Below are 26702 nucleotides of genomic sequence, written 5' to 3'. Positions count from 1 at the left end.
ATGCTCGGAAAGCAGAACGGACAAGCAGCCAACCTGTGATGCAGGTCAAGCGCTTGAGGAGAGGGGTTAATTCATGTTAAGAGGTCTGTACACCGCTACTGCGGGAATGATTACGCAACAACGCCGCCATGACACAGCAACACAGAATATCGTAAATATGAACACCACGGGATACAAACAGGTGAACAGCGTAAGCCGTTCCTTCCCGGAAATGCTCATTACTTTGGTAGGCGGAGATGCAAATCTTCCAACAAAGCGGCTGGGCAAGCTGAACACGGGGGTGTTCGCGGAAGAGAGTTTGTCCATGAATTTGCAGGGGACCATTATGGAGACTGGGCAGAAAAATGATTTTTCCATTTCATCCAATATGACTGTCAATGATCCGCAGACTGGACAACCTGTCCCGTTTGACGCATCAGGCAAATTTGTACGGGCCGACGGCACGGTGACTTACCAGCCCCAGGCGTATTTTACAGTTCAGGATGCAGAAGGTAACACCGGATATACACGCGATGGTCACTTCGAGATCACTGGAACGGGACAATTGCTGAGTTCAACAGGTTCACAAGTGTTGGATAATAATGGACAACCTGTAGTGTTGACAGGTTCTGTGGAGCAATTTAAAGTGGATGAGCAAGGCCGTTTGGTGAATGCAGCAACGGGTGCACCAACAGGTGTTACTCTTGGCATTAGTGTCATTGACCAGCCGAATCAACTGGTTCGTCAAGGTAATGGCAATTTCAGTCTCAGCGATGCAAACGGGGCAACGTCCCGGATGATGGCTGCCGGTGATAATGTGCAGATCCGTCAGGGATACCTGGAAGGTTCCAATGTTGATGCCTCACAGGCAACGGTTGATATGAACGCCGCATTCCGGGCGTATGAAGCGAACCAGAAGGTCGTACAATTCTACGACCGCAGTCTGGATAAAGCCGTCAATGAAGTCGGGCGTGTATAACGCTGACGTTTAAATATAACCGCGCAGCGGAGAGCCAAACGCCCTTTGCGTAGCAAAGCAGAGAGGCTCACGCGGAGCGCTAGAACCTAAACGCATCCGAGCCTACGCGAGGAATGCGTAGCAGTACCTGAGCGAAGCGATGGTCTCGACAGTCCTTTGCGGAGCAAAGCAGGGAAGAGACCACGCGGAGCGCAAGAGCCTAGACGTAGCCGATCCTATGCGAGGAATGCGTGGCAGTACCTGAGCGCAGCGACGGTCTCGACAGTCCTTTGCGGAGCAAAGCAAGGAGAGACCCCGCGGAGCGCAAGAGCCTAGACGCAACCGAGCCTATGCGAGGAATGCGTGGCAGTACCTGAGCGCAGCGATGGTCTCGACAGTCCTTTGCGGAGCAAAGCAAGGAAGAGACCCCGCGGAGCTACACGCCGCATAAAGAGCGTGCCCGACTATGATTCAGCCATGTGAAACGATGGCGGGAATCATAGTCGGGCAGTCGCGGCGCACACACACCACCGCCACTTAGCAAGATCGTACCCCACTTACCTAATCCGCCTGTTTCGGGAGTCCAGAGGGCAGCGCCATCTGGGGCCCTCCCTACTAGGGAGGGTTTGGGAGGGTGGACAGGACACAAGGGAGGGTATACCACCAATGAATAATTCCATGATTAGTGCCAAGGTTTCCATGACTGCCATTCAGCAGCGTCTGGATGTCATTTCCGATAATATTGCCAACGTGAATACGGCAGGCTATAAGAGCAAGCAGGCGGCATTCGAGGATGTGCTGACCCGGGTTCAACAACAACCGGACAAGTACAAACTGGATGGACGTTCCACACCGATGGGATATAACCTCGGTTTTGGTGCTCGTTTGGCAGATGTAACGAAGGATATGTCTCAAGGCCCCTTGAACGAGACTGGTCTTCCGACCGATCTGGCCATTGAAGGAAATGCGATGTTTGCAGTTGAAGCGAATGGGGAGAAAATGTGGACACGTCAGGGTGCATTTCATTTTGTACCTGATACAAGACCTAAGCCTACTCCGAATTCACCTGATATGATGGTGATGGTCAATGGCGAAGGCCACTTTGCCCTGGATCGTCAAGGCAATCGTATTACGGCACCAAATAATAGCAAAGTTGCTTTTGATGAAAATGGCAACCTGTTAATCCGACGCGGTAATGCGGCAAACGCAACCATTGGAGCACAGCTGCAAGTGGTAGACATTGAACGTCCTGAGGGGCTGGTGCAGTTTGCGGATAACCTGTTTGGTCTGGATGCGGGATTAACCGAAGATGATGTATTTGGCGCTAATGCAGCTACACGTCAAGCAGCGGCCTTGATCCGACCAGGATTTCTGGAGCAATCTAATGTTGATCTAACACAGGAGATGTCTTTGCTTATGCAAGGACAGCGGACATATCAGCTGGCGGCAAAGGCGCTAACTTCAAGTGATTCCATGTTGGGTCTTGCCAACAATATGAGAGCGTAAAAGGTGAATGTGATGACAGAAACACAGCAGCAGAACAGTAAGCCGGAGAAAAAGGAAGTCAAGAAGAAGAAGAGTGGATGGCGCATCGCAAGATGGTTCCTGGTTCCGGTCCTGCTTGTTCTTGCCCTCGCTGGCGGAATGGTAGCTGGATATGTGGTACTGGGCAAACAGGATATCGGTTCCGTATGGCAATGGAGTACATGGGAACATGTATATAATCTGGTATTCGCTCCATAATGTAACGAGTTAAGCGAAAACTCCTGCGCAGGCAGGAGTTTTCTTTTTGACGTTGAAAACAGTATAATGATGGATGACGTTTGACGTCACAAAAGAGGCCTCCCCTGCGAAAGACATTCGTCATCGCGAAGAGAGACCCCTTATCTTAACCTTCACTACTGCAGTCATGAAGGATATAACTAGTGTTAACCGAAAATATGCTTTCCATACAAAATTTAAAATTAAAAACCTTTTATATGAGCTTCGACTTGATCATAATCAGGTTTTCCATGTCCGCACTAAAGTCAGTGAAGGGAACGGAATCGTTCGAAAGAAGCGAAGCGCTCGCCTTTGTTTCCTAATGTTATCCATCTGAAAAATAGTTCAGAAACATTAGGAAACAACAGCGATCGAAAGAACGATCCGTAACCGTAACGGTCACCTATGCGCACATGAAAAATCCATGATGAAGAACGCTCATATAAACATCCCGAGAGGAGATTACACTGTGCTCGATATCAAACAGATTCAAGAAATCATCCCGCACCGCCCCCCGTTTCTGCTGGTGGACAAGATTCTAGAGATTGAGGATGGCAAACGTGCCGTTGGTTTGAAAAACGTAACCATTAACGAACCTTTCTTCATTGGTCATTTCCCAGAGTATCCGGTAATGCCGGGTGTACTGATTACAGAAGCGCTGGCGCAAGTTGGTGCAGTAGCCATTCTGAATTTGGAAGGCAACAAAGGAAAAATCGGATTTTTGGCGGGACTGGACAACTTCCGATTCCGTGGACAAGTTGTGCCCGGAGATACGTTGATTCTGGAAGTGGAGATTACACGTCTGAAGGGTTCTATTGGTAAAGGTAAAGCAACTGCCCGAGTGAACGACAAAGTGGTCGCTGAAGGCGAGATCATGTTTGCACTGTCTGACCCAAGCTGATTACATACGTGAGCATTGACATCATGCAGGAACGTAGTCGGGCCGAATGATGCAAGATGCTGAAGTAACTCAGCACACCTGAATTTATATAGACGGAAGGGGTTTATCGGAATGGAACAGTTAAGCACAGCAGCAGCAGAGACGTTGCAGCAATGGTTGGAGGATGCTTCGATTGATGAAGCAACGAAACAGGAGCTTCGTGACTTGCAGGATCAGCCGAAAGAGCTGGAGGAACGTTTTTATAGAAACCTGGAGTTTGGTACAGGTGGATTGCGTGGAGTCATTGGTGCCGGAAGCAACCGGATGAACCGTTACACCGTAGGTCGGGCAACGCAAGGATTTGCGCGTTATTTGCTTGAGCAGCATGGTGACCAAGAAGGGAAACCTTCTGTTGTCATAGCTCATGATTCCCGTCATTTCTCACCTGAATTCACACTGGATGCTGCGCTTGTACTGGCTGGAAACGGCATTGTAGCCAAGCTGTTCCCATCCCTGCGTTCAACTCCTGAGCTGTCATTCGCAGTGCGTCATCAGAAGGCAACTGGAGGGATCGTTGTAACAGCGAGCCATAACCCACCGGAATATAACGGCTACAAAGTATACAATCATGAGGGCGGTCAATTGGTACCGGATGAAGCGGAAAAAGTCATTCAGTACATCCAGGAAGTGCCTTCCCTTGCTGACGTGAAAAAGCTGACGCAAGAAGAAGCAGAAGCTCAAGGACTCCTGATCTGGTTGGGTGAAGACCAAGACCAAGCGTTTGTGGATACCGTAGCGAGCCGCAGTCTGAGCCGTGAACTGATCCAATCCGGCATAGGCCGTGATTTCAAAATCGTTTACACACCGCTTCACGGAACAGGTAACATCCCTGTACGTCGCGTGCTGGAGCAGATCGGATTCGAGCAAGTGCACATTGTAGCTGAACAAGAACAGCCGGATGCTGAGTTCTCTACCGTGAAATCCCCTAACCCGGAAGAACGCGAAGCGTTTACGCTTGCAATGAAGCTGGGAGAATCCGTAGGCGCTGACATTCTGATCGGAACAGATCCGGATGCAGACCGTATGGGTGCTGTTGTGAAAGACAATGATGGCAAATATTTCGTCTTGTCCGGTAACCAGTCTGGTGCCATTATGGTACATTACCTGTTGAGCCGCCTTCAAGAGACGGGTACATTGCCAAGCAACGGTGCGGTTGTCAAAACAATCGTAACAAGTGAGATGGGTGCTGTTATTGCTGAACATTACGGTGCAGAAGTGATGAACACACTGACGGGCTTCAAATATATTGGTGAAAAAATGAACCAGTTCGAAGCAACAGGCAGTCATACATTCTTGTTCGGATATGAAGAGAGTTATGGCTACCTTTCCGGTAACTATGCTCGTGACAAGGATGCTGTCCTTGCCTCGATGCTGATTGCTGAAGCAGCAGCGTATTATAAGAGCCAAGGCAAGACGTTGTATGATGTCTTGCAAGAGCTGTACAACCAATTCGGATATTTCTTGGAGAAGCTGGAGTCCCGTACGCTGAAAGGCAAAGACGGCGTGGCTCAGATTCAAGCCAAAATGACGGACTGGCGTTCCAATCCGCCACGAGAAGTAGCGGGAATTGCGGTACAAGATGTACTGGACTACTCCCTTGGTCTGGACGGTCTTCCGAAGGCGGACGTACTGAAGTTCATTTTGGCAGACGGTTCATGGTTCTGCTTGCGCCCTTCAGGAACAGAACCGAAGATCAAAGTATACTTCGCCGTGCGTGGAGAGAATTTGGAAGATGCGGAAAGCTGGATCGAGCGTCTGGTGACTACAGTGATGTCGCGTGTAGACGCACAATAATACGAATGCAACAATGAGCAAGAACATGAGAAGGCCTCTCCGCACCGTAAGGTTGGTTGGCGGAGGGGTTTTTCTTTGAAATAATATTACAGATGGATCTGGCATATAAGAGGGCTTGTTGACACAAGCTGTTTGTAACCTATTGTATGAATGTTTAAATGAACGAATTACTTGAGCTGAACGTGCATTTGGTTCCAACACTTGAGGAGGTACATGTAGTGCGTCAAAAATGGCTTTATTGGAATAACGCTTCTCGGAAGTGGTTGTGGCTCGTCGTTATTATCGGTCTGGTCGCGTCCATCCCTGTAATCAGTGATCGGGTGCAGACAGAATCTTCTGCCAAAAAGGTGGAGCTTGTCTTTAACTATCGAGGACTGCTGGATATCTCAGCGTATCAGGCACATCCGCAAGATTTCATGAATGAACAATTGACTCGTCTAAAAGACGCAGGCGTAACAACGATGGCTGTGTTCGAAAGTACATTGGACGAGCTGAGAAAGACACGCCGACTAATGGTATATAACGGCCAGGATCTCGCGAACCTGACTAAAGATGTGATCCCTTCTAATGCCAATTACACGTATGTGTTATTTACATCGGAGGAAAACGCACAGACGTATACCCCTATTATTGAACAAACGTTCGCTGATCGGCAGATTCCGGTAGTACCATGGGAATATGAAGGTCGTAGCGGCTTAATATTGCAGACTCCTCCGGAGAATGCCAACATGCAGCCTTTGCAGCCCGATCCGGTTGCCGTGAAGATGCTGCGTGATAAAGGTTTCTACATTTTGCCGCGGATCTCGGACAGTGTGCCATACAGCCAGGAATCGATGGAGCGCTTGCTTACCTTCTTCGAAGAGAATGGCGTAAAGCGCATCTTGTTTGATGGTGATGCTGTGAAAGGGTACAATGATAATGCAGAGATGAAGAGTCTCGACCAATTTGCACAGTTGCTGAACAAGCACAATATTGGTCTTGCAGCCATTGAGAACTTGAAGAAACCGCAATCTGGATTCCAGACCCTTGCTTATAAAACGGATTACAACGTTACGCGTCTGTACTCCCTTAGTGATGGAGATGCCAATCTGGATGTAGACACAATTGCTGACCGTTTTGTTCTCGCAACCAAGGATCGCAATATTCGTATGCTCTATATGAATGCATCGCCAAGCCGGAATACAGCAAAGGCCATGATTACAGATCCAATTGAGAATCTGATCAACAGCCTGGGTGAGCCGGGTCATGCCGTAGAACGCATGGCGAAGCATGGATTCGAGCTAGGACAAGCTGAGGCATTTACAGTTAAGGATTCTTCGATTCAGCGTTATGCCAAGCTGGTTGCTCTTGTTGGTGCAATTGCCATGATTGCACTTATGGTTTCTTATTTTATCCCACTACTGACCTTGATCGCATTTGTGGTCGCTTTGGTGGGCAGTGCAGGATTGTTCCTCTTGAAACCAACGCTGCTGGAGCAAGGAATCGCCTTGCTTGTGGCAATCGCCGCGCCGACCATAGCGATGGTGCTGGCCGTTCGTACAGTGAACTATCAGCAACAGCGTCAACCCGACGCATCTGCGGGTCGTCGTTTGAAACAAACGTTGGTGTTATATGTAAGAACTTCGATTCTGTCATTCCTGGCGGTACCTTTTGTCATCGCATTGCTTAACAGTATTACGTACAGTCTGGTGATTAACCAGTTCCGCGGCGTGAGTCTGTTGCACTTTGCACCTATGGCACTGGTGGCGATCTATATTGTGTTTTACCGGGGTTCGGGATCGTTCTCTATTAAACAAATTAAGAATATTCTTCGTACACCGATTACCGTTGTAATGGTAGTACTGGGACTTGTTGCTGCCGTTGTTGGATATTACTATTTGAGTCGTACAGGTAACTCGGGTTCGGTTACACCATTCGAGATGTTCCTTCGTGTTGTGTTGGAAGATACGTTCGGTGTACGTCCGAGATTCAAAGAATTTATGCTGGGACACCCGCTGTTTATCGTTGGCGTGTTCGCCGCTTTAAAATATCGTAAAGTCATCTTTGTGCTCATTATTGCAGCGATTGGGCAATTGTCCATGGTGGATACGTTCGCGCATATCCATACGCCGGCTGTATTGTCACTCATTCGTGGAGTGATGGGATTGGGACTTGGCTTAATCTTCGGTATCATTGCTGTGGGTGTGTGGCAAGTAGCGGAAGGATGTTGGAAAAAATGGTCACCACTTCTCAAAAGTTAGTCATCTCGGGGTATTACGGATTCCGCAATAGCGGAGACGAAGCGGTGCTAAAGTCGATTTTGACAGCGCTGGAAGAGGAAAGCCAAAGGTCAAACATAACCATTGAACCTATTGTTCTCTCGGGTGATCCCGAGTCGACAACCGCCATGTACGGTGTGCGCTCCGTGCATCGCATGAAATTGAAGGAAGTCCGTGAAGCACTCAAGGAGAGCGACGGGTTAATCAGTGGCGGAGGAAGCCTATTGCAGGATGCAACTGGACTGAAATCCATTCCTTATTATCTGGGTGTAATCAAGCTGGCCCAGTGGCTGAAAAAACCAACGTTTATCTATGCACAGGGGATTGGTCCTGTGAATCGTAAAATTTTTAATCCGATGATCAAATCGGTCTTTAAGGCCTGCACCTATGTATCCGTTCGGGATGAACAATCTGCAGACTACCTGCGTGGGCTCGGGTTACAGTGGAATCAGATCCATGTTGTACCCGACCCCGTAATGGGTTTGCCATTACCTGAAACAAATTCGAAGGCTGTAGTAGGTGCTACTTCAGCAGATGCTGTTAACCAGGCTAATCGAGTGGAACCTTCAACTGGAGGACATACCAAGCTTCCTGTGATCGGCGTTTCGGTACGTTTTTGGGAGTCAGACCGGAAGGAACTTACGGCTATTGCAGCCGGATTGAAAAAACTGTGCTCCAAAAGAGCGGTGCACTTGCGTTTTCTGCCATTTCATTTGCCAGTGGATGAACAGGCATCACGATTCCTTATGGAAATGCTAGGTGATGTGACCAGCAAAGGCAGCGAGATTAGCATCACAGAAGATCTGACCGATCCTCAGCTCATGCTGGAGGAAGTCAGCAAGTGTGATCTCGTTATCGGTATGCGTCTGCACAGTCTGATCTATGCGGCTTCGCAGTATGTGCCTCCGGTGGGCATCTCGTATGATCCGAAAATTGATCAATTCCTGCTTCGTCTCGATAGTGAACCAGCAGGCAATACAGATACACTCGATGGGAACAAACTCGCTAAGACTGTTGTTGGACTGCTGGATCAACGTTCACAGTGGCTGAAGGAACATGAAGAAGGTATCACCCAACTGAAGCAGGAAGCCAGAGTACCTGCACAGCAGATAATTAACTATTTAGGCCGCAAAGGATGAGATAAAGATGAGTCAGACCGGATCAATACCTACCGTTTCGATCTACGGCATTCCTTTTTCCAAACTGACGATGAAAGAAACGGTAAAGGTTCTCCAGGAAGCTGTGCTGTCCAAGCAGACACCACATCAGGTCATTACAGCCAATCCAATTATGGTTATGGCCGCATTGGAAAATCCCGCAATCATGGAAGTTATGCAAGCTGCGGAATTGATTGTTCCTGATGGAACAGGTGTCGTATGGGCTGCGAATTATTGTGGAGATCCTGTAGCTGAGCGAGTGCCGGGTTTTGAGCTTTTACATGAATTGCTGCGTGTTGGAGAAAACTATCGATGGGGCGTATATCTGCTGGGTTCCACCCCTGAGGTGATTCAAGAAACGGCAGTTCGGTTACAACAGCAATATCCGGCGATTCGAATTGTGGGTTATCGCGACGGTTATTTTGGTCCGGCTGAGGATGAACAGGTCATCGCTTCCATTCGGGAAGCGGCACCTGATCTGTTGTTTGTAGCACGTGGGGCGGACACACAAGAACCGTGGATTCACAAGCACAAAGATGCACTGCAGGTTCCCGTAACCATGGGCGTTGGCGGAAGCTTTGATGTGATTTCGGGTAAAACCAAACGTGCGCCTGTCCTGTTCCAAAAGTTAAGACTGGAGTGGTTCTATCGCTTATTGCGTGAACCAAGCCGGGCTGGCCGGATGCTTGCGCTTCCGAAATTCGCTGTTAAGGTGATGCGTGACAAAGAAAACGTGACGAAAGTCCGTTAAAAACAGGTAATTGCGAGATAAATGCGTGTTTTTGCTATAAATTGAGGATGGCTTTTCGGGTGTGATGAGCGTATAATTCATTCCGGATTACATGTGTGCCACTCCATGAAAAACGGAAGTTGTTGCATACGGCCACTTCGATGTCAGAATAACCTTTTGATCGCTGTTATCTCTGGATTTCTTTTATCCACCTTTACAAGGTTGAAATCCCGCGATAAAGGCGAACGCTTCGCTTCTACAGGTTATTTCTGCCCTCTCCGTTCTGGTGCAAATTGCATTTTTCATCAAAAGTGACTAACAAATAATTTTTTATATATAAAAAGAGATCAGGGGATTTATAATTTCGTACAGGTATTATAATTGGGGGTCGAATGTTCAAATGGTAGCGATCTTTATCATTGGATTTATCGTGTCAATGGGACTGGCTCTTGCCCTGACACCACTTGTCAAAAAGTTCGCAGTCCGCATTGGCGCAATGGATACGCCGAATGCACGTAAAGTACACACACGGATCATGCCTCGTCTTGGTGGTCTGGGGATATTCCTGGCCTTTATTATTACAGTTGCTGCATTGCTTCCGTTTGTATCGGCATGGTTCACGACTCGGGATATGAGTTTTGTCAGCGCGTTTCTGATTGGTGGAACAATTATTGTACTGATCGGCGCACTCGATGATCGGTTTGAACTATCGGCCAAAGTGAAGCTGCTTGGTCAGATCGTTGCTGCTTCTGTCGTTGTATTCGGATTTAATATCCGGGTAGATTTCGTTAACATTCCTTTTCAGGATTCCTACTCTTCACTCGAAGCTTGGGTATCCATTCCGCTGACGATCTTCTGGATCGTTGGTGTAACCAATGCGATTAACCTGATTGATGGTCTGGATGGTCTGGCAGCCGGTGTATCTGGTATTGCAATTGGTACCATTGCCGTGATGTCCTTCCTGATGGGTAACATGATGATCGCTTTGATGTGCCTTGTGTTGCTGGGTAGCATCATTGGATTCCTGTTCTTCAACTTCCACCCGGCCAAGATCTTCATGGGGGATACCGGATCACTATTCCTTGGTTTCTCTCTGGCGATGCTGTCCATGCTGGGATTCAAACAAATTGCTATCGTGTCCTTTATTACACCGCTGATCATTATCGGTGTGCCGCTCTCGGATACCTTCTTCGCGATTATCCGTCGTGCGGTACAACGGAAACCGATTTTCGCACCGGATAAAGGTCACCTGCATCACTGCTTGCGTGAACTTGGTTTCAGTCACCGTCAGACGGTACTGATCATATACGGAATTGCCGCGTTCTTCGGAGTTCTGGCGATTATCCAATCTTCCGCTGCTATGTTCGAAGCGAACTGGGTAACGTTTGTGGTCATCTGTATCATGATGTTCTTCCTCCAGGTGGGAGCAGAAGTCATCGGGCTTGTTAGCAAAACGAGAAGACCGGTTATCAACTTCCTGATGCGCATGCGCGTCAAGCTGAATCCGGAGACCCGTTCGAAATCATAAATAGATAAATGTAATGGTTATAGCTATTCTTGAATATTATTCCAGACCCAACCTTATCCCTTGTGGATAAGGTTTTTTGTTTATTTTGAGATTTTTACTAAATAATTGGAACCTTTTGCCGATATATAAAGGTAACTGACTTAAAAGAGGAGAGATGATATTTAATGCAACAAAAGAAACGGCCGTTGGTCTGGATGATGTTGGTCACCATGGTGTTCTCATTGTTCCCACAAGGTCTATTCGGTGGTTCCGTTGCTTCGGCTGCGGATTCATTTACGACTTATTTTACGCCATCCGATCGAACGATTCGTGAAAGCTCTAGACTTTCGTTAGTTTCTAACAAAGGTGAGTTTATCACTCGGGATAATGTGTATAAAAGCCCAACGTCATCATTAACGATAACAGGCACATTTGCTATGGTTAATGGAACATCGCTTAAAGTGAAGGTGGAGCAGTTGAATCTTGCTCAGACTGGAGCTGTCCAAGAATGGAAAGTTGATGAAACACGTACAACTACGACTGCAATAACTGACAATGGTAACAATCGTTTTACAGCAAATAGTGTAGGTTTGTTTTCCGGATTTAACAAAGTTACATTTATCGGGACACAAGGACAGAGTACCGTGGAAAGCTCAGACACATTCTATGTTTTGTATGATCCTGCCCCATTCATTGAAAATTTCACTCTTTTCACAGATCCTTCAGCTGAGGGAGGTAGTGTAGCTTACAATTTAAATGAAGGTACAGAGACTGTAGTTGACACAGAACGGGTGGATTTTCAAGGTAATGTGAAGAATGCAACTCAAGTTATCGTGTCTGTTAATGGTAAGGACGACATTGATACACCTGTACGGCCAGATGGAAGCTTTTTTGCGGCACAAATGAAATTGTTGCCAGGAAAAAATATATTGAAGTTCAAAATTGTAAGTGAAGCAAATCAGATCGAAACAGAGCGTGTGGTTTATTATTTTGATAAAACTAAGCCGTTCGTTCAACTTAATGTAAATATCGGTAGTGAGACGAAATCGGTATTGAGCAGAAGCGAACCGGCAACGTTCACAGATCCAGATAAGACAACTGCAACATTATCTGGTGAAGTATTGATTCCGTATGAGGAAGGTAGTAATAATTTTGCTACAGATGGAAAAGTAACAATACAACCTGGAGGAAAAACAACCTTTGACGATTATGATGTTACGGTAACTGAAGAGAAACTAATTACAGGTCCCGACGGGAAATCTGTGAAATACAGAATGGTTAAGTTTCAAGGGGTTCCAACCTATGATTTAACACCTGATGGTTCCATAATAGCGAAAAATCAAATCCTTAAAGTTAACGTAACCCAAGGAACATTCAGTGCAGAATATGCAGCGAATTACGTATATTCATCGGATGCACAGGATATTACTAACATTTACTACCTACCTAATTACAAGGGTGGAGTTATCGACTCCAAGGTTCCAATTAACGGAACAATGTTGCAGGATGATGAAGTATTTATATTAGTTGAGTCCAGCAGACCAATCACAAAGACGCTAAAAGCTGTATATCTGCCTTCAGGGGCTAATGAGCTTGATATTACAGAATATACTGGCACTCCGGCTGCTAGTGGCTTAGAGTCCAATCAAAAAGTATACGTTATTAAGAAGCTTGCGAGCGGTAAACAACAGATCCGCTTCTCATTTGGAACGAATGTTTCACCAGAACTCTCAAAAGTTGTTGAGCTGACTTATGCTACAATCAGTTCGATCTATGTAGAGAGCCTACAGAATGGTAGAACATATACATTTGACTCATCTAAAGGCACACAAAACCTGACTCTTAAAGGGGAACTACTTGGTTTTAAGTCCTTGACTGATCTCAAGGCTGAGTTGATTGTAAATGGTCAATTAAAGGCAACGACAGATGTAAGTATGGTGAAAGATCCAGTTCTTGCTTTCCCTAAAACTAAAGACTTCAACTTCAGTCTACCGATTCAGAGAAATGGTCCTATCTATTATGGAGAGAACACTATCGAAATACGGGCTATTGAAGAAGATGCGGGTGGGCTACCGAGAACGATATCCACGATTTTGAAAATTAATGTAGTGGATACGAATAATTCAACGATTTCTACATTCATGCCTACATTGATTCCTAAAGACTCCAGAAGTGTTTTTGATAAAAACACAGTATCGACATATTCGGAAGATGAACTGACTAAAATCTTTGCCGTCACTCCAGACTTTGTGCTCAAAGATAACAAATACGTAACAAGTGAAAAAGAATATGATTTGGTATTCCGAGGTAGTGGTGCACAGAACATTAATGTGACATCTGGATCAAAAGTGATCTTCAGCAAAACCGTTAATACAACACCGGTTCTGGATATCATCAACAGTGGATCAGTTGGAGGAGAAACAACTGGCTCTGACTTTGCGGGTAATGAAGATCAGTTTATTGCGAGGATTCGCGGTTTGAAGTTCGATGCACCGGGAACCCAAGTTTATACACTCGAATTAATTAATAGTACAGGTGCCCGCTCTACACAGAGAATCGAGATTGTCCGTGAACCTGCGTCCTATCGAATTGTTGCGCCTCAGCCAACAGTAGGTAATCAAATTGTCGTAAATAAAAACTTTATCCGGTTCGATATCGAGGCAGAGGGAGCAACGGAGGTTCTTATTGGTAAAGAAGCAGCGGTTAAACGGCCTGACTATAACAATCGTTTCATACTGGATTATGTGGGATTGAAGGCCGACAAAGAAAACAAAATCAAGATTAGCATTACGCGTGCTGGTGGGACTACGAATGATACGGTAACTGTGTATTACACCAGTGCGGTTACAACAGATTCGCAGTATATGGCTCCTAAAGTAGCCAATAAATACACGGTGTTCAATAAAGAATTAACGTTGTCCTTCCCTAAAGGGACGGTTCTTCAGTCGGAGAACTCGATAGGAATCACGAAATTTTATCCTAACAACAAACTTTTGTTTGGTATTGCAGAACCAGCAAAAGGTATTGTAGAGCGAATTAATGATTATGGAAATTCAATAGGCGTTGATTCGGATGAAAGAGGTACCAATGTTCAAAAAACACCAATACAAGTGTCTCCAACGATTTCTGGTAATTTCGCATCTACTTTAAGTACAGGTGATTTTGCACTGATTTCGGATATCTACTGGATCAATGGTGGCTTAGGAGAGCTAGGTAACAAAAGCGACAATGGATACAAACCTGGTACAAACGGTCTAGCTCCTTATAGCGTAGAAGGGACATTTACTAATTATGCTGCAGAACGTATCCTGACACCTTCACAGCGGGGAACATTAACTCTGAATTATGATCCATCTATTGTAGATGATGTAGGATCTACAATTACGGTTTACAAATACTCAGATAAAACAAATCCAGGTAACTGGGTATCCATTGGTGGTAAAGTAGATACGAAGAAGCATACGATTACTGTACCGTTTAATGAGTTTGGTTATTACAAAGTCATGAAGCAGAGCAGAAGTTATTCGGATATCACGAATCATCCATGGGCAAGAAATGTACTAAATGCGATGTATTCCAAAGGGCTGATGAAGCCGTTGAAGAGTAATTCATTCGGTGCAGATGATCAAACAACACGTGGGGAATTCGCAACATTGTTGGTTAAGGGAATGGATATTCCATTGATAAATCCAACCAAACAAACGTTCAGTGACGTAGGGAAAGGCACTGGAGCTGAGATTTGGAGCTATGAAGCCATTGAGACAGCAGCGCGTGTGGGGATTGTACAAGGACGCAGTGATGGATTCTTCCAGCCACAATTACCAGTTTCCAGAGAAGAAGCGGCTGTTATGATTGCACGTGCAATGAACGCGAAACTTGCGGCCAATGATAGCAAGTTATCTTCAGCGCTAGGTAAGTCGTTCCTGGATTCATCTTCAATTGAGTATTATGCTCGTCCAGCTGTACAAGCAGTGACAAAAGCGAAGATCATGGAAGGAAGCCCTGTGACTGTTCCAGGGGCTAAGAAACCTTCGTATCAATTCAATCCAAAGGGGAACATGACTCGCGCAGAAGCAGCGAAGATTGCTGTGGAATTGCTCAAAAAGAGCACAGGATTATTCCCTAAAACTTTGAGTTAATTCATTTGATACATGGAATCAATTTAGGAAGGACCTGTCCCTTACTCTAAAGGGGCAGGTCCTTTTCATGGCTGTCAATGAATTGACATAGAGTACTTTTATAATAGAAGAAACAGAACTTTTACCAATAACTATTTTTGTAATTTGCTAGAGTTTAAGATACAATAACGGTAAATACACAATGATCTAGAGGGTGAAGTTAGCTAATGAAACCGATTTATTCGAAAGCCCAGCTGGGCTACATGAAGGCAAAGACACAGTTTGAGAAGCAGGCAGTCATTCTGGAGAAAAAGTTGGAAGATACACGCAAGACTCAGGAGATCTCTCAGGAAGTTATGGAAGGGCTTGTACAGTCCACTGGCTTCCATGATGCGTATAACAATCTGGTTCTGGCTGAGAATGAGTTGATTGAATGGTCTCACACGACGATGAAGCATGAGAAAACGTACCGTGAGAACAGACAACCAATTGACGATATGTATCTGAGATTGAACAGTGATCCAAATATGCGTGCTCAAATTATTGAACTCGCGATGAAGATTAAATAACTTATATTTCCAGATGTGCAGGAAAAGCATCCCGATAGGGGTGCTTTTTTATTTTATTTTTTGTGAATTTTGTCGCTTCGTAGGTTGAAGTTGCGGGTATAAATAAACGTTGGTAGCACAGACAAACCAGAGATCACAATTCCAAATTCACTGCTGTATCAATGGTTTGAAAAGGTTTTGAATGGCTTCAATACCCGCACTGGACCTATACATAAAAAAAATCGAAACTTTTTTTGTGCAATCCGCAACTTTTTGAAATCTACTGCGTTTAAAGTGTAGAGTCGAAAACATTGGGCCTGTTACCAAGAATGACCTCGTGAAGAATCTTGTCTATATTTTAGAAAAAATTGCTTTACGGCACGAGAGACCCATTGTATAATACGTAAGGTAGGATTAGGAAACTACTCTATTTACGTGTGATTCTGATTTACAAACTAGTTTACAAGTTTCTGTGATATGCTCACAGACATCATTTATATTAACTTGCTCACAACTCTGGAAAGGGGGTGCAACAATATATGAGGAATACGAGCGACCCTATTAAAAAAGAAAATTCAAATGTTATGAACGCCCAAGGAGGAGAAAAAAAGGTTATGAAGAAAATTTTATCCGTAGCATTGTCTACAGCAATGGCATTCTCAATGTTTGCATCTGTAGCATTCGGTGACACAGCAGTTTCCCCGCAACAACAGTTTGATGCATTGAAAGCAAAAGGTATCTTTAACGGTTATCCGGATGGTACAGCAGGTCTTGACAAAGACATGACTCGCGCTGAGTTTGCAAAAGTTATCACTAAATTGCTGGGTCTGAAAGAGATCACTGGAACTCTTTCTTACACTGACAAAAACTACACAGCTAAAAACTGGGCTGTACCTTACATCGAAGCAGTAACTGCTGCTGGTATCATGGAAGGTAAAAACGTTGAAAAGAAAATCTTCGACTTCAACGGTAAAGTGACTGTGTCCGAGATGGCTACAATCCTGACTCGTGCATTGGATCTTGAAATCCCAGCTGAAACTGACAACACTGCAGCAGCATGGGCTAAAGGTTACGCTCAAGCAGCAATCAACGCTGGTCTGATCGATGCTAAAGCTAACTTCGGTGCTAACGCTTCCCGTGAATTGCTTGTAGGCGCTGCTTACGCAATTGACGAAGCACAAAGCTTGAAAGTTACTAAATATGAAGTAAGTGAAGGCGGTAAAGTCGTTACTTTCACAATCAGTGACGGCGAAACTGTAAAAGTTACTTTGGATAAAGCTCTTGAAGCTAACAAAGAAACTGAAGTGAAATTTACTTACAAAGAAAAATCTTTCACTGAGAAAGTTACTTATGTTGTAGAAGCTGCAACTAAAGTACAATCCGCTTCTTCTGTTAACTTGAAAGAAGTTGACGTTGCTTTTGACGGTAAAGTAGATAAAGCTACTGCAACTGATAAAAACAACTACTCTGTGGATAACAACTCTAAAGGAATCAAATCCATCACTTTGTTGGCTGACGGTAAAACAGCACGCTTGTTGTTGAACGAATCCAGCAAATTCACGCAAGGAACAACTTACAAAGTAGTTGTTAAAAACGTGAAATCTTCTACTGGTACTGTATTGCCACAAGGTGAAGTTTCCTTCACATCTGCTGACAATGTACTGCCTACAGTAACAGAAGTTAAAGCTCTGGGAACTAAAGTTATCAAAGTGACTTTCTCTGAGCCAATTGTAGCTCCATCAAGCAGCAACTTCCAATTGGATGATAAAGCTTTTGTTGGATCTGTAACTCCAGGTGCTAACCAACGTGAAGTAATTCTGCGTGACTACACAGGAACAATTTCTGAAGGTGCTCACAAATTGACAACTTCCATGATTGAAGACTTCGCTGGTCTGAAATCTTTGGCAGCAACTACTGATTTCACTGTAGCAGCTGATACTGAAGGTCCTAAAGTGACTGAAATTTCCGCTACTTTGGAAAAAGTAACTGTAACTTTCGATGAAGAGATCGATCCAGCTTCTGTAACTAACGACAGCTTCTACTGGAAATCTGGTTCTTCTAATAAAACAGGTACAGTAACTCAAATCGCTTCTAACGTTTATGAAGTTGTATTCAACACAGACAACCGTCTGCCAGGATATGAGTCCACATTGTTCGTAGAAGTGAAAGACTATTCCGGTAACGCTAACGCTGTGAAAGAACACAAAATCAACGCAACTGTTGACTTGGTTCGTCCACAAGTAGTTGAAACTACTTTCGGTGATCGTGGGAATAAAACTTTGACAGTACGCTTTGACAAAGCTGTTAATGCAGCTGACAAAAAGTACTTCACAGTTAAAAAAGGAAATGATGTAATTCCTGTAAGCGACGTGTCACCAGCTGATGCATCAGGAAAAATCTTCTATGTTAACTTCTTCAACCCAGTTGCAAGTGGTACTTACAACTTGAAGGTTGCTGATGTTCAAGATACTACTGCTTTGAAAAATACTCTTGTTGAATACAATGGTACGTTCGTAGCAAATGATACTGCTAACCCGTCTATTGTTTCTACAGATTATAACCAAGCAAATCGTAAACTCACTTTGAACTTCGGTCGTGAGATGGATCTTGCTACAGTTCAAGCAAAATCTAACTACTACATTAAGTTCCAAAAATCAGGTGCTGATGCTAACTACATCTCTATTCCAAATGAAGTAACTGTTAACCCAGTAAATGGTGGTAAGTCCGTAGTACTTACATTCCCTGAGAATATTGATGGAACTGCTGTAACATTTGGTCCTGCTGGTTCAGTTCAAGAAGTTAATGTTACTGGATTGAGATCTAAAACAGGCCAAGTAGTAGCACTGAACAAAACTGCACTGGATTCAGCTACTGCTAACCAAGTTCAATGGACTGGTACTAAACAAAAAGACGCAAAAACTTTTGAATTGACATTCAATAAAGTTATTGCTAACGCTAATGTTGGGGATTTCCAAATCAATGGTAAATATCCATCTTCCGTAAGCATTGACGACAACGTTGTAACGTTGAAAACGTCTGACGATCAAAACAGTGGTGCAACAATTACTGTGTTTGCGAATAGCTCTATCGAGACTTATTCCAACACTAAATTGAACCTGCCGAGCAACACAACAGTTACTGTAAATAATGCTGTTGCACCTCGTGTAGATAAAGTATCTACTGTTAGAACAGTAAATGCTACTACTAATAAACAAGAAATCGTTTTGACATTCTTGAACAATGTTGATACTGCAACTACTGAAATTAAAGATGTAACTGCTGATATCATTGTTAGAGATACTACTTTGACTAACACACCTGCGTTGCAACCAAACGTTGATTATGTTGTTACTAAAATCGCTGGTAAAGAAGTTACTGTAGAACTTACGAAACCAGACTGGGATACAAAAGCATTGTCTGTAAAAGTAGAAAATGCTAAGTATTTGGTTGCTGCTAATAGCACTGTTAAAGCCGCTAATTCTGATGTTTATACTGTAGCTGCTCCAGTTGGAAATAATGTTGAAGATGTTACGGTAAGTGGAACTAAGTTCACTCAAGGTGCAGCAGCTGTTGCAGCTGTAAGTAACACTGAAAATGGTGTTAAATTGGTTGCTAAAACAAAAGGTGTAAGCCTTGATAGTGTGACTTGGACAGAAGATGCTAGTATCGCTCCAGCTACTGTAGTAGCAACTGCAACTACAATCAAAACTAATGGAGCAACTGCTGCTCAATTGGAAAACGTAATTACTAACCAAGCTGGTCTGCCTTACGAAGTTTCTAATGTAGATGCAACTGCATACGCTGCACCTACAGCAGCTCTTACATTTACTTTCTCTGGTCAATCACCAAAAGTTAATGCTACCTTTGAAGCTACATTGAGCGAAGCAGTTACTTATCCAACTGGATTTGCTGCAGGAACTTACAAAGTTACAATTGGTTCTAAAACTTATGATGCTACTATCACTGCTTCTGGTACTCCAGCAGTAACGAAACTCTTAGTAGATCTTGGTGACGATACTAAAACAGATATTCAAGATAAGAACTTGTCCTTCGATGTTACTCAAGGTTCTTCTGTGAAGACTGTTAGATACGGTATCTCTGGTCTGTAATAACTGATTTATAGCAAAGAGTCGGGAATTTATTCCCGGCTCTTTGTTTTTTGTTTATGGAATTGTTATTTTTTTAATCTGAAAATACAAATACCAACAACATCGTAACTTTCTCCCCTCACCAAACGTTTATACTATAAAGCAACAAGCAACTTATGGGAGGTTTGGAAATGGATTATAAAAAGGTCGTGATGACATCGTTGGTAAGTATGTTGTTGATCAGTTCAAGTGGAGGTATGGCAGTAGCTGCGAATACGAATAGCGTATCGGGTAATTCATTACAAAACGGTTATACAACCCTGAAGAGATCTGAGGGCATAGCAAAAACTAATTTCGTAAGTAAGAGCGCATCCAAGAAAGAATTACTTGCAGAAGATGTTAATGTTGTTGCTCCAAAAGTAAGCCTCGAAGTTGGAACGAGAATTCCCCAAATTAACAAACAGATCGAAATTCCATTTACACAAGACCTTGATACAACTAATCAAGAATTTTATGCAAGTGACTTGATTATCAGGCAACTGTCTCAAGTGAACGTTCCTACATTAATTCCAATGATCGATTACACTACAGTAGTTGAGGGTAATAGTATTATTGTCACTTTTTTAGCAGATTATGCGGATGAATATGCTGTACAAGTTAAAGATTCTCTTTATATTCGTGCTAATGGAATCCCGGCTTCACAGTCAGCATGGTACATTACAACACAAAACACCCAAGTGAACACAGAGATCCCTAAGGTTAGACTCGAAGTTGGAACAAAAATTCCCCAAATCAACAAACAGATCGAAATACCATTTACACAAGACCTTGATACAACTAATCAAGAACTATATGCAAATGACTTGATTATCAGGAAACTGTCCCAATTGAACGTTCCTACATTAATTCCAATGATCGATTACACTACAGTAGTTGAGGGTAATAGTATTATTGTCACTTTTTTAGCAGATTATGCGGATGAATATGCTGTACAAGTTAAAGATTCTCTTTATATTCGTGCTAATGGAATCCCGGCTTCACAGTCAGCATGGTACATTACAACACAAAACACCCAAGTGAACACAGAGATCCCTAAGGTTAGACTCGAAGTTGGAACAAAAATTCCCCAAATCAACAAACAGATCGAAATACCATTTACACAAGACCTTGATACAACTAATCAAGAACTATATGCAAATGACTTGATTATCAGGAAACTGTCCCAATTGAACGTTCCTATATTAATTCCAATGATCGATTACACCACAGTAGTTGAGGGCAATAGTATTATTGTCACTTTTCTAGCAGATTACATGGATGAATATGCGGTTCAAGTTAAGGATTCTAGTTTCATTCGTGCCAATGGAATCCCAGCTTCACAGTCAGAAGTCTTCACAACAACTAGAAATGTCCAGTTAATAGAGTAATAAAAAAGCAACTATTGCTTTGTAATAAATCCAACAACATCGTAACTTTCTATCTACTCCAAACGTTTATACTATAAAGCAACAAGCAACTTATGGGAGGTTTGGAAGTGGATCATAAAAAGGTCATAACGACTTTGATAACTAGTATGTTATTCATCAGTTCAAGTGGAGGGCTAGTAGCTGCCGCAAGTACACCAGCTAACTCAGGTAAACCTGCTACAAATAACAGCACAACAACAAAGAAGCAACAGACAACAACCACGAACAAAGTCGTACATACCCTGGCTAAGGTACCTGCGGTCAAAGTAACTGCACGTAGTACCGTGAAGTTAACAGACGTCAATATCTTGTCGCAAGACGACGGGAATACGGTGACGTATACACTGACGTATAAAAATAATGACAGCACACCGATGATGATGCTCGATTATTGGAGCAAAGTGAAAACAAAAGGTGGAACAAGCTTCTCTCCGAAACTGATCGCTAAGGATCAGGAGAAAAAGACGGTATCACCAGGTTCCACGGTGGATCTCACATACGTTATGAAGGTTGGACGTGAAGTGAAATTAAGTGATCTGAACTTCCTGATTGTAAAATGGGATTTCAGTAAACCAAATTATGAAAGCACGTTGGGGAAATTCAATGTTCCCGCATCATATAGCATCACTACACCTGTAGGTAAAACGAAGACGGTTCGTCTGAGTGATTCGGCCGTCAAGGTTAAAGTCTCTGGAATTAAAGTGTATCCAGGTGAGAATAAGAAACAATACGTCAAAGTTGGCGTGAATCTAAATAATATCAGTTACAAGCTGTTGGATAATCCAAACATCAAGTGGATTCTACGTACACCGGGAGGTACGAATTATCCGTTGACCCCGGATAAGGATAGTACAGGTGTCAGCATTCAGGCACAGGCCAACAAAACGTTAAATTTAATGGCTTCTTTGCCTACAGCGTTGAAACTGGAGAAGTCCGAATTACTTCTTGTGGAAGAACAAGGTGAAGAAAAGACTGCTCTGCCAGTTGCAGCACTACAGCTTCCTGAAGCTAGCCAAACCAATGTAAACGTAGCAGCCAATCAACCGAATATCATTTCGATTGATGGAGAATCTGTATCGACTCTTTTGGAATCTGCTCGTGTCCGTGGTGAGGATGAAGAGTTTGATCTAACGATGCAGTGGGTCATTAAGAACCAAGGGAAAAAAGAAGTTAAGGTTCCCAAATACGCATTAGAGATCCGTACAGAAGATGGTACTTCCTATCCGATCGAGACGAAGGCATTAGATGATCTGAAGTTGAAGCCAGGTGCGACTAAAACGATCAAGCTGATCACTACGATTCAAGGGGATGGGGATACCAGCAAGATCAAATTATATGCGATGACACCTACAACCAAAGATGAGAGCAAAGAAGGGGATACGTCTGGTGGAAGCACGAGTGGCTTTGAGTTCTCCTATCCGGTTGGCATCTATGCTATTCCTGAATCCGTAACAAGTGGAGATGGACTTACAACGGAAACGGTAATTAAAAATAGTAAAGGTACATTCGGTGTATCTGTTGGCTCCTTGCAACGGCTCCCATGGACAGACAGTGATATTATTGCTGCCAAGGTCACCATCCGTAATGCATCGGCCAAAACGGTTCAATTGCCTGAGCTGGAAGCGATGTTCACAATCGATTCTGCACGTATTGATGGAGATACGAAGCTGATTCGTGCAGAAGGCGGCAAGTTACTAGGTTCTGGTATGGTCACCGAAGCTTATCTCCTGACGAAGATTCCATCTGAACTCAATATGAGCCGTCTGGAATTAACTTTGCAGGAGAAAGTAAGTGAGGAAGAAAAGAACGATTGGATTACTCTTAGTACGTCCGGTTTAATTCAGCCCCTCTCTTATGTAGGCGAAGGGAAAACCTATACTCAAGGAACTGCAGATAAAGAAACAGAGCTGGGCATACGCAGAACATATGTGTATCCGGGATCTTCGTCCGATATTGTATACACCGAATTCGAGATGACGAATAAGTCTCTGCGTCAGAGTGGCCTTGCGAAGTTGGTAGGATACTACAAAACAGCAGATGGTCAATATTACAAAGCAACAGCTAAGCAGGCAAACCGTGTACCGGGACCAGGTCAGAAGAGTATTGTTACGTTCTGGGCCAAAGTGCCGAAGAGTGTAAAAACATTATCTGATATGCGTCTGATTGTAGGTGAAGGGGTTGCTGATAACAAGTTTGTCACCGGTGAAGGTGAGGCAACGGCTTATGTTAATGCCATGTCATTTGAAGTACAGCCGAAATCATTATCTGTTCTATCTTCTCTGAATGATATCGACTTGTATCCGTTCAAATTCTCGGGTAGCAATATTAAAGCTTACCTTACAGGTGGAACGGCAGTACAGATTGAGATGATCTACTCCTTAACACAGGAGGAAGCTGTGGATAGTGGAGAGTACGGACACAAGCTGATTCTGTCTATAACTGATGGGTCAGGAAAAGTGTTTGATAAAGAGATCACACCAGGAACTGATCTGAAGACAGGTATTAATCAGACGCTCAACTGGAGTATTGATGATACGGTATTTGATAAAATACGTGGTGGCTCATATCGCGTAGCCTTGTATGATGTTTTCGAAGGTCAACGAATTCGTCTTGCAGAACAAGGCTATAGTTACGATGTATCCAAACTGCCTAAAGAAGAACCGATCATCCCGGAGTTCCCGGAAGAGGGTTCTAATAATCCCAATAATAATCGGTAATTTGTACGCAAATTAAGATATTTTAAAGCTAAGACCTCGCTTCCACATCTACGGAAGCGAGGTTTTGCTTGTCGCATGTCTATTTTTTCTCTATAGTTAAAGTTAATAGATTACCAGAGGAGGAAAATGATTCACATGAAACCTTATATGAAAGTGTCCCTCGCTGTGCTCGCCATTGGTGTTGGCGTGTGGGTGGGGTCGGTATACAGTAATACAGCCATCGGTGCAGGTACAAGCCAACCAGGAACAGCAGATGATCCGGTTGTAACAAAGAGTTATGTAGATCAGCAGATCCAACAGGCTTTGGGCGGTAAGATCCCGACTGGAGGAGGAAGTATCAATACGGGAACAGACAGCAATGCAGGAAATGGTAACAACACTGGCTCTACAGGAACCGGAAACTCCGGTAGCACAGGTGGAGACACATCCCTTCCTCCACTGGTCTCGGGCGCTTCTGAAGCCGTTGAGATCGTAACCGTGAAGCCGGGTCAACAGCTGATCGGCAAGTCTGGCGCGGAGTTCATTGTACGTAGCGGTAAAGCTGTGATCGTCAGTGAAGGTACGAATGGCGTAGCTGATCTGACGGACGGGATTGACCTGACGAATGGACAGGCAGCGCCGACCAATCACCTGCTCTCTTTTCCAAGGGATGGACGGGGGATCACGGTATTGGAAGGAAACAAATATAGCCTAACCGTAATGGTTCGTGGTGGATATACTCTGAAATAGGATTTGTAGCTGTTAAAGGAATTATTCATTAGTCATACTCTTCATTTGCTCAGATTACCCAGTTATAACAAACATTAATACGGCTAGCCAGCCTTGTTCCTGCTCACTCTATAACTGTTGACAATCAATTAATGGAGGTGCAGGAACCATGGCTAGAAGCAATCGCAAAGTGGTACCCGAAAGTCGTCAAATGCTGGATCAGATGAAGTATGAGATTGCTGCAGAGTTTGGTCTCAATGTAGGTTATGGTGGTAGAGGTTTAGCTGGTGCGGATACAGAATTTGGATCTGAACTGGGTGAAGTAAGTGATCACTCCTATGGGCAATACAAAGGGTGGGGACATCTAACTTCCCGCGAGAATGGATCGGTTGGTGGAGAGATCACGAAAAGGCTAATTCGCCAGGCAGAACAGCACTTATAGGGCATTTTCCTTACCCCATTTCGTTTGACACGTCTTGACAAATACGTTAAGATGGCACTTGAGGTATGCAACCTTTTCCACTAGGGAAAGGTTGATTTTCGTTTGAGGCAATTACCTGAAAAATCCTTATCTTCGGTACTGCGGACTCTGCGTCCTTATTCCATTTTGGAAAGCTTCGAGGGTACAGTGAACGAATCGCTGTCATGTTTTGTTCGGGCAATCGCCATACTACTAGTTATGGGAGGTTGAAACTTCATGTCTGTTAAAGGCCGGCATCTATTTACATCGGAGTCTGTAACTGAAGGACATCCGGATAAAATCTGCGATCAGATCTCAGACGCCGTATTGGACGCGTTCCTGGCGAACGATCCCAATGCTCGCGTAGCTTGCGAAGTTTCCGTAGCCACAGGCTTAGTGCTTGTCATCGGTGAAATCAGTTCAGCTTCTGAATACGTGGACATTCCGTCCATCGTTCGTAATACAATTAAGGATATTGGCTACACACGTGCCAAGTTCGGTTTTGATTATAACACTTGTGCAGTTCTGACTTCTCTGAATGAGCAGTCCGCTGATATTGCCCAAGGCGTTAACGCAGCGCTTGAGAACCGTGACCCGGAACAAGTTGCTCGTGAAACAGAAAACATTGGTGCAGGTGACCAAGGTTTGATGTTCGGTTTTGCAACGAACGAAACACCTGAACTCATGCCTTTGCCAATCGCACTGTCCCACCGTATCGCGCGTCGTCTGGCGGAAGTGCGTAAGAACGGTACATTGGAATATCTTCGTCCGGATGGTAAAACGCAAGTAACGATTGAATACGACGGTGACAAACCGGTACGTGTGGATACAATCGTTGTGTCTACTCAGCACGCTGAAGAGACTACGCTGGAGCAGATCCAAAAAGATATCAAAGAACATGTAATCTTGCCTGTCGTTCCAGCTGGATTGCTGGATGAGCAGACTAAATATTTCATCAACCCAACAGGACGCTTCGTTATTGGCGGACCTCAGGGAGATGCAGGCCTTACTGGACGTAAAATCATCGTAGATACCTACGGCGGTTATGCACGTCACGGCGGTGGTGCGTTCTCTGGTAAAGATCCTACAAAAGTAGACCGCTCCGCAGCATATGCGGCACGTTACGTAGCGAAAAACCTTGTAGCTGCAGGTCTTGCAGACAAAGTTGAAATCCAGCTCGCTTACGCGATTGGTGTAGCCAACCCGGTATCGATCAACGTGGATACATACGGAACTGGCAAAGTCAGCGAAGAGAAATTGGTTGAGCTTGTGCGTAACAACTTTGATCTTCGTCCGGCTGGCATCATTCGTATGCTGGATCTGCGTCGCCCAATCTACAAACAAACCGCTGCTTACGGTCACTTCGGCCGTACAGACCTGGATGTACCTTGGGAGCAAGTGGACAAAGTAGACCTTTTGAAAACTCAAGCAGGTCTGTAAGTTAGATTCAAAAGTAATGAAGCCCTTGATTCCGTTAAAGGAATTAAGGGCTTTTTTGTGCTTCCATCGATTT

At 44.1% G+C, this 26702-nt stretch carries 17 protein-coding genes; all 17 read left to right on the top strand.

The genetic code is table 11. The annotated features are described in order from the left end of the window. The first annotated feature begins 73 nt into the window (after nucleotides 1-73). The 17 genes from MHI52_RS28255 to metK all read left to right on the top strand — a co-directional run bounded on the left by MHI52_RS28255 (nucleotide 74) and on the right by metK (nucleotide 26629). A complete protein-coding gene (locus MHI52_RS28255) occupies nucleotides 74-958 on the top strand; it encodes a flagellar hook-basal body protein (RefSeq protein ID WP_076254020.1) in 885 nt (294 codons plus the stop codon). A 645-nt stretch (nucleotides 959-1603) separates the two neighbouring features. Continuing rightward, nucleotides 1604-2443, top strand: a complete 840-nt coding sequence (locus MHI52_RS28250; RefSeq protein ID WP_076319216.1) for a flagellar hook-basal body protein — start codon at nucleotides 1604-1606, stop codon at nucleotides 2441-2443. 12 nt (nucleotides 2444-2455) lie between these two features. Beyond that, nucleotides 2456-2680 (top strand): DNA-directed RNA polymerase subunit beta, encoded by a 225-nt coding sequence (locus MHI52_RS28245; protein ID WP_017691949.1) that lies wholly within the window; start codon nucleotides 2456-2458, stop codon nucleotides 2678-2680. Between the two features lie 487 nt (nucleotides 2681-3167). Then, entirely contained in the window at nucleotides 3168-3599 is a 432-nt protein-coding gene (fabZ, locus tag MHI52_RS28240) for a 3-hydroxyacyl-ACP dehydratase FabZ (protein WP_036613058.1), read from the top strand. 111 nt (nucleotides 3600-3710) lie between these two features. Then, nucleotides 3711-5432, top strand: a complete 1722-nt coding sequence (locus MHI52_RS28235; protein WP_405158029.1) for a phospho-sugar mutase — start codon at nucleotides 3711-3713, stop codon at nucleotides 5430-5432. 218 nt (nucleotides 5433-5650) lie between these two features. Next, complete coding sequence (locus MHI52_RS28230; RefSeq protein ID WP_133386091.1) at nucleotides 5651-7672, top strand: DUF5693 family protein; 2022 nt, start codon at nucleotides 5651-5653, stop codon at nucleotides 7670-7672. Beyond that, on the top strand, nucleotides 7648-8829 hold the full coding sequence (gene csaB, locus MHI52_RS28225; protein ID WP_405158028.1) for a polysaccharide pyruvyl transferase CsaB: 1182 nt from the start codon (nucleotides 7648-7650) through the stop codon (nucleotides 8827-8829). Before MHI52_RS28230 ends, csaB begins: the two co-directional genes overlap by 25 nt. A gap of 7 nt (nucleotides 8830-8836) precedes the next feature. Continuing rightward, entirely contained in the window at nucleotides 8837-9598 is a 762-nt protein-coding gene (locus MHI52_RS28220; RefSeq protein ID WP_076254027.1) for a WecB/TagA/CpsF family glycosyltransferase, read from the top strand. Between the two features lie 379 nt (nucleotides 9599-9977). Beyond that, on the top strand, nucleotides 9978-11105 hold the full coding sequence (locus MHI52_RS28215; RefSeq protein WP_036667762.1) for a glycosyltransferase family 4 protein: 1128 nt from the start codon (nucleotides 9978-9980) through the stop codon (nucleotides 11103-11105). Between the two features lie 455 nt (nucleotides 11106-11560). After that, nucleotides 11561-15223: an S-layer homology domain-containing protein gene (locus MHI52_RS28210; protein WP_339284471.1), complete on the top strand. Its 3663-nt coding sequence runs from the start codon at nucleotides 11561-11563 to the stop codon at nucleotides 15221-15223. A gap of 206 nt (nucleotides 15224-15429) precedes the next feature. Further along, complete coding sequence (locus MHI52_RS28205; protein WP_036612519.1) at nucleotides 15430-15771, top strand: hypothetical protein; 342 nt, start codon at nucleotides 15430-15432, stop codon at nucleotides 15769-15771. 518 nt (nucleotides 15772-16289) lie between these two features. Beyond that, nucleotides 16290-19859 (top strand): S-layer homology domain-containing protein, encoded by a 3570-nt coding sequence (locus MHI52_RS28200; RefSeq protein WP_405158027.1) that lies wholly within the window; start codon nucleotides 16290-16292, stop codon nucleotides 19857-19859. 170 nt (nucleotides 19860-20029) lie between these two features. Continuing rightward, a complete protein-coding gene (locus MHI52_RS28195; protein ID WP_405158026.1) occupies nucleotides 20030-21265 on the top strand; it encodes a hypothetical protein in 1236 nt (411 codons plus the stop codon). A 107-nt stretch (nucleotides 21266-21372) separates the two neighbouring features. Further along, nucleotides 21373-24021: a hypothetical protein gene (locus MHI52_RS28190; RefSeq protein WP_405158025.1), complete on the top strand. Its 2649-nt coding sequence runs from the start codon at nucleotides 21373-21375 to the stop codon at nucleotides 24019-24021. A gap of 135 nt (nucleotides 24022-24156) precedes the next feature. Then, complete coding sequence (locus MHI52_RS28185; protein WP_405158024.1) at nucleotides 24157-24750, top strand: hypothetical protein; 594 nt, start codon at nucleotides 24157-24159, stop codon at nucleotides 24748-24750. A gap of 148 nt (nucleotides 24751-24898) precedes the next feature. Next, the gene (locus MHI52_RS28180) at nucleotides 24899-25171 is read left to right on the top strand and encodes an alpha/beta-type small acid-soluble spore protein (RefSeq protein WP_017691962.1); all 273 of its coding nucleotides are present in this window, start codon (nucleotides 24899-24901) and stop codon (nucleotides 25169-25171) included. A gap of 255 nt (nucleotides 25172-25426) precedes the next feature. Next, complete coding sequence (gene metK, locus MHI52_RS28175; RefSeq protein ID WP_036612510.1) at nucleotides 25427-26629, top strand: methionine adenosyltransferase; 1203 nt, start codon at nucleotides 25427-25429, stop codon at nucleotides 26627-26629. The last annotated feature ends 73 nt before the right edge of the window (nucleotides 26630-26702 follow it).

Origin of the sequence: Paenibacillus sp. FSL H8-0283 (assembly GCF_045040675.1) — a bacterium.
Classification (GTDB): Bacteria; Bacillota; Bacilli; order Paenibacillales; family Paenibacillaceae; genus Paenibacillus; species Paenibacillus amylolyticus.
This window is presented reverse-complemented; position numbering and strand designations above follow the sequence as displayed.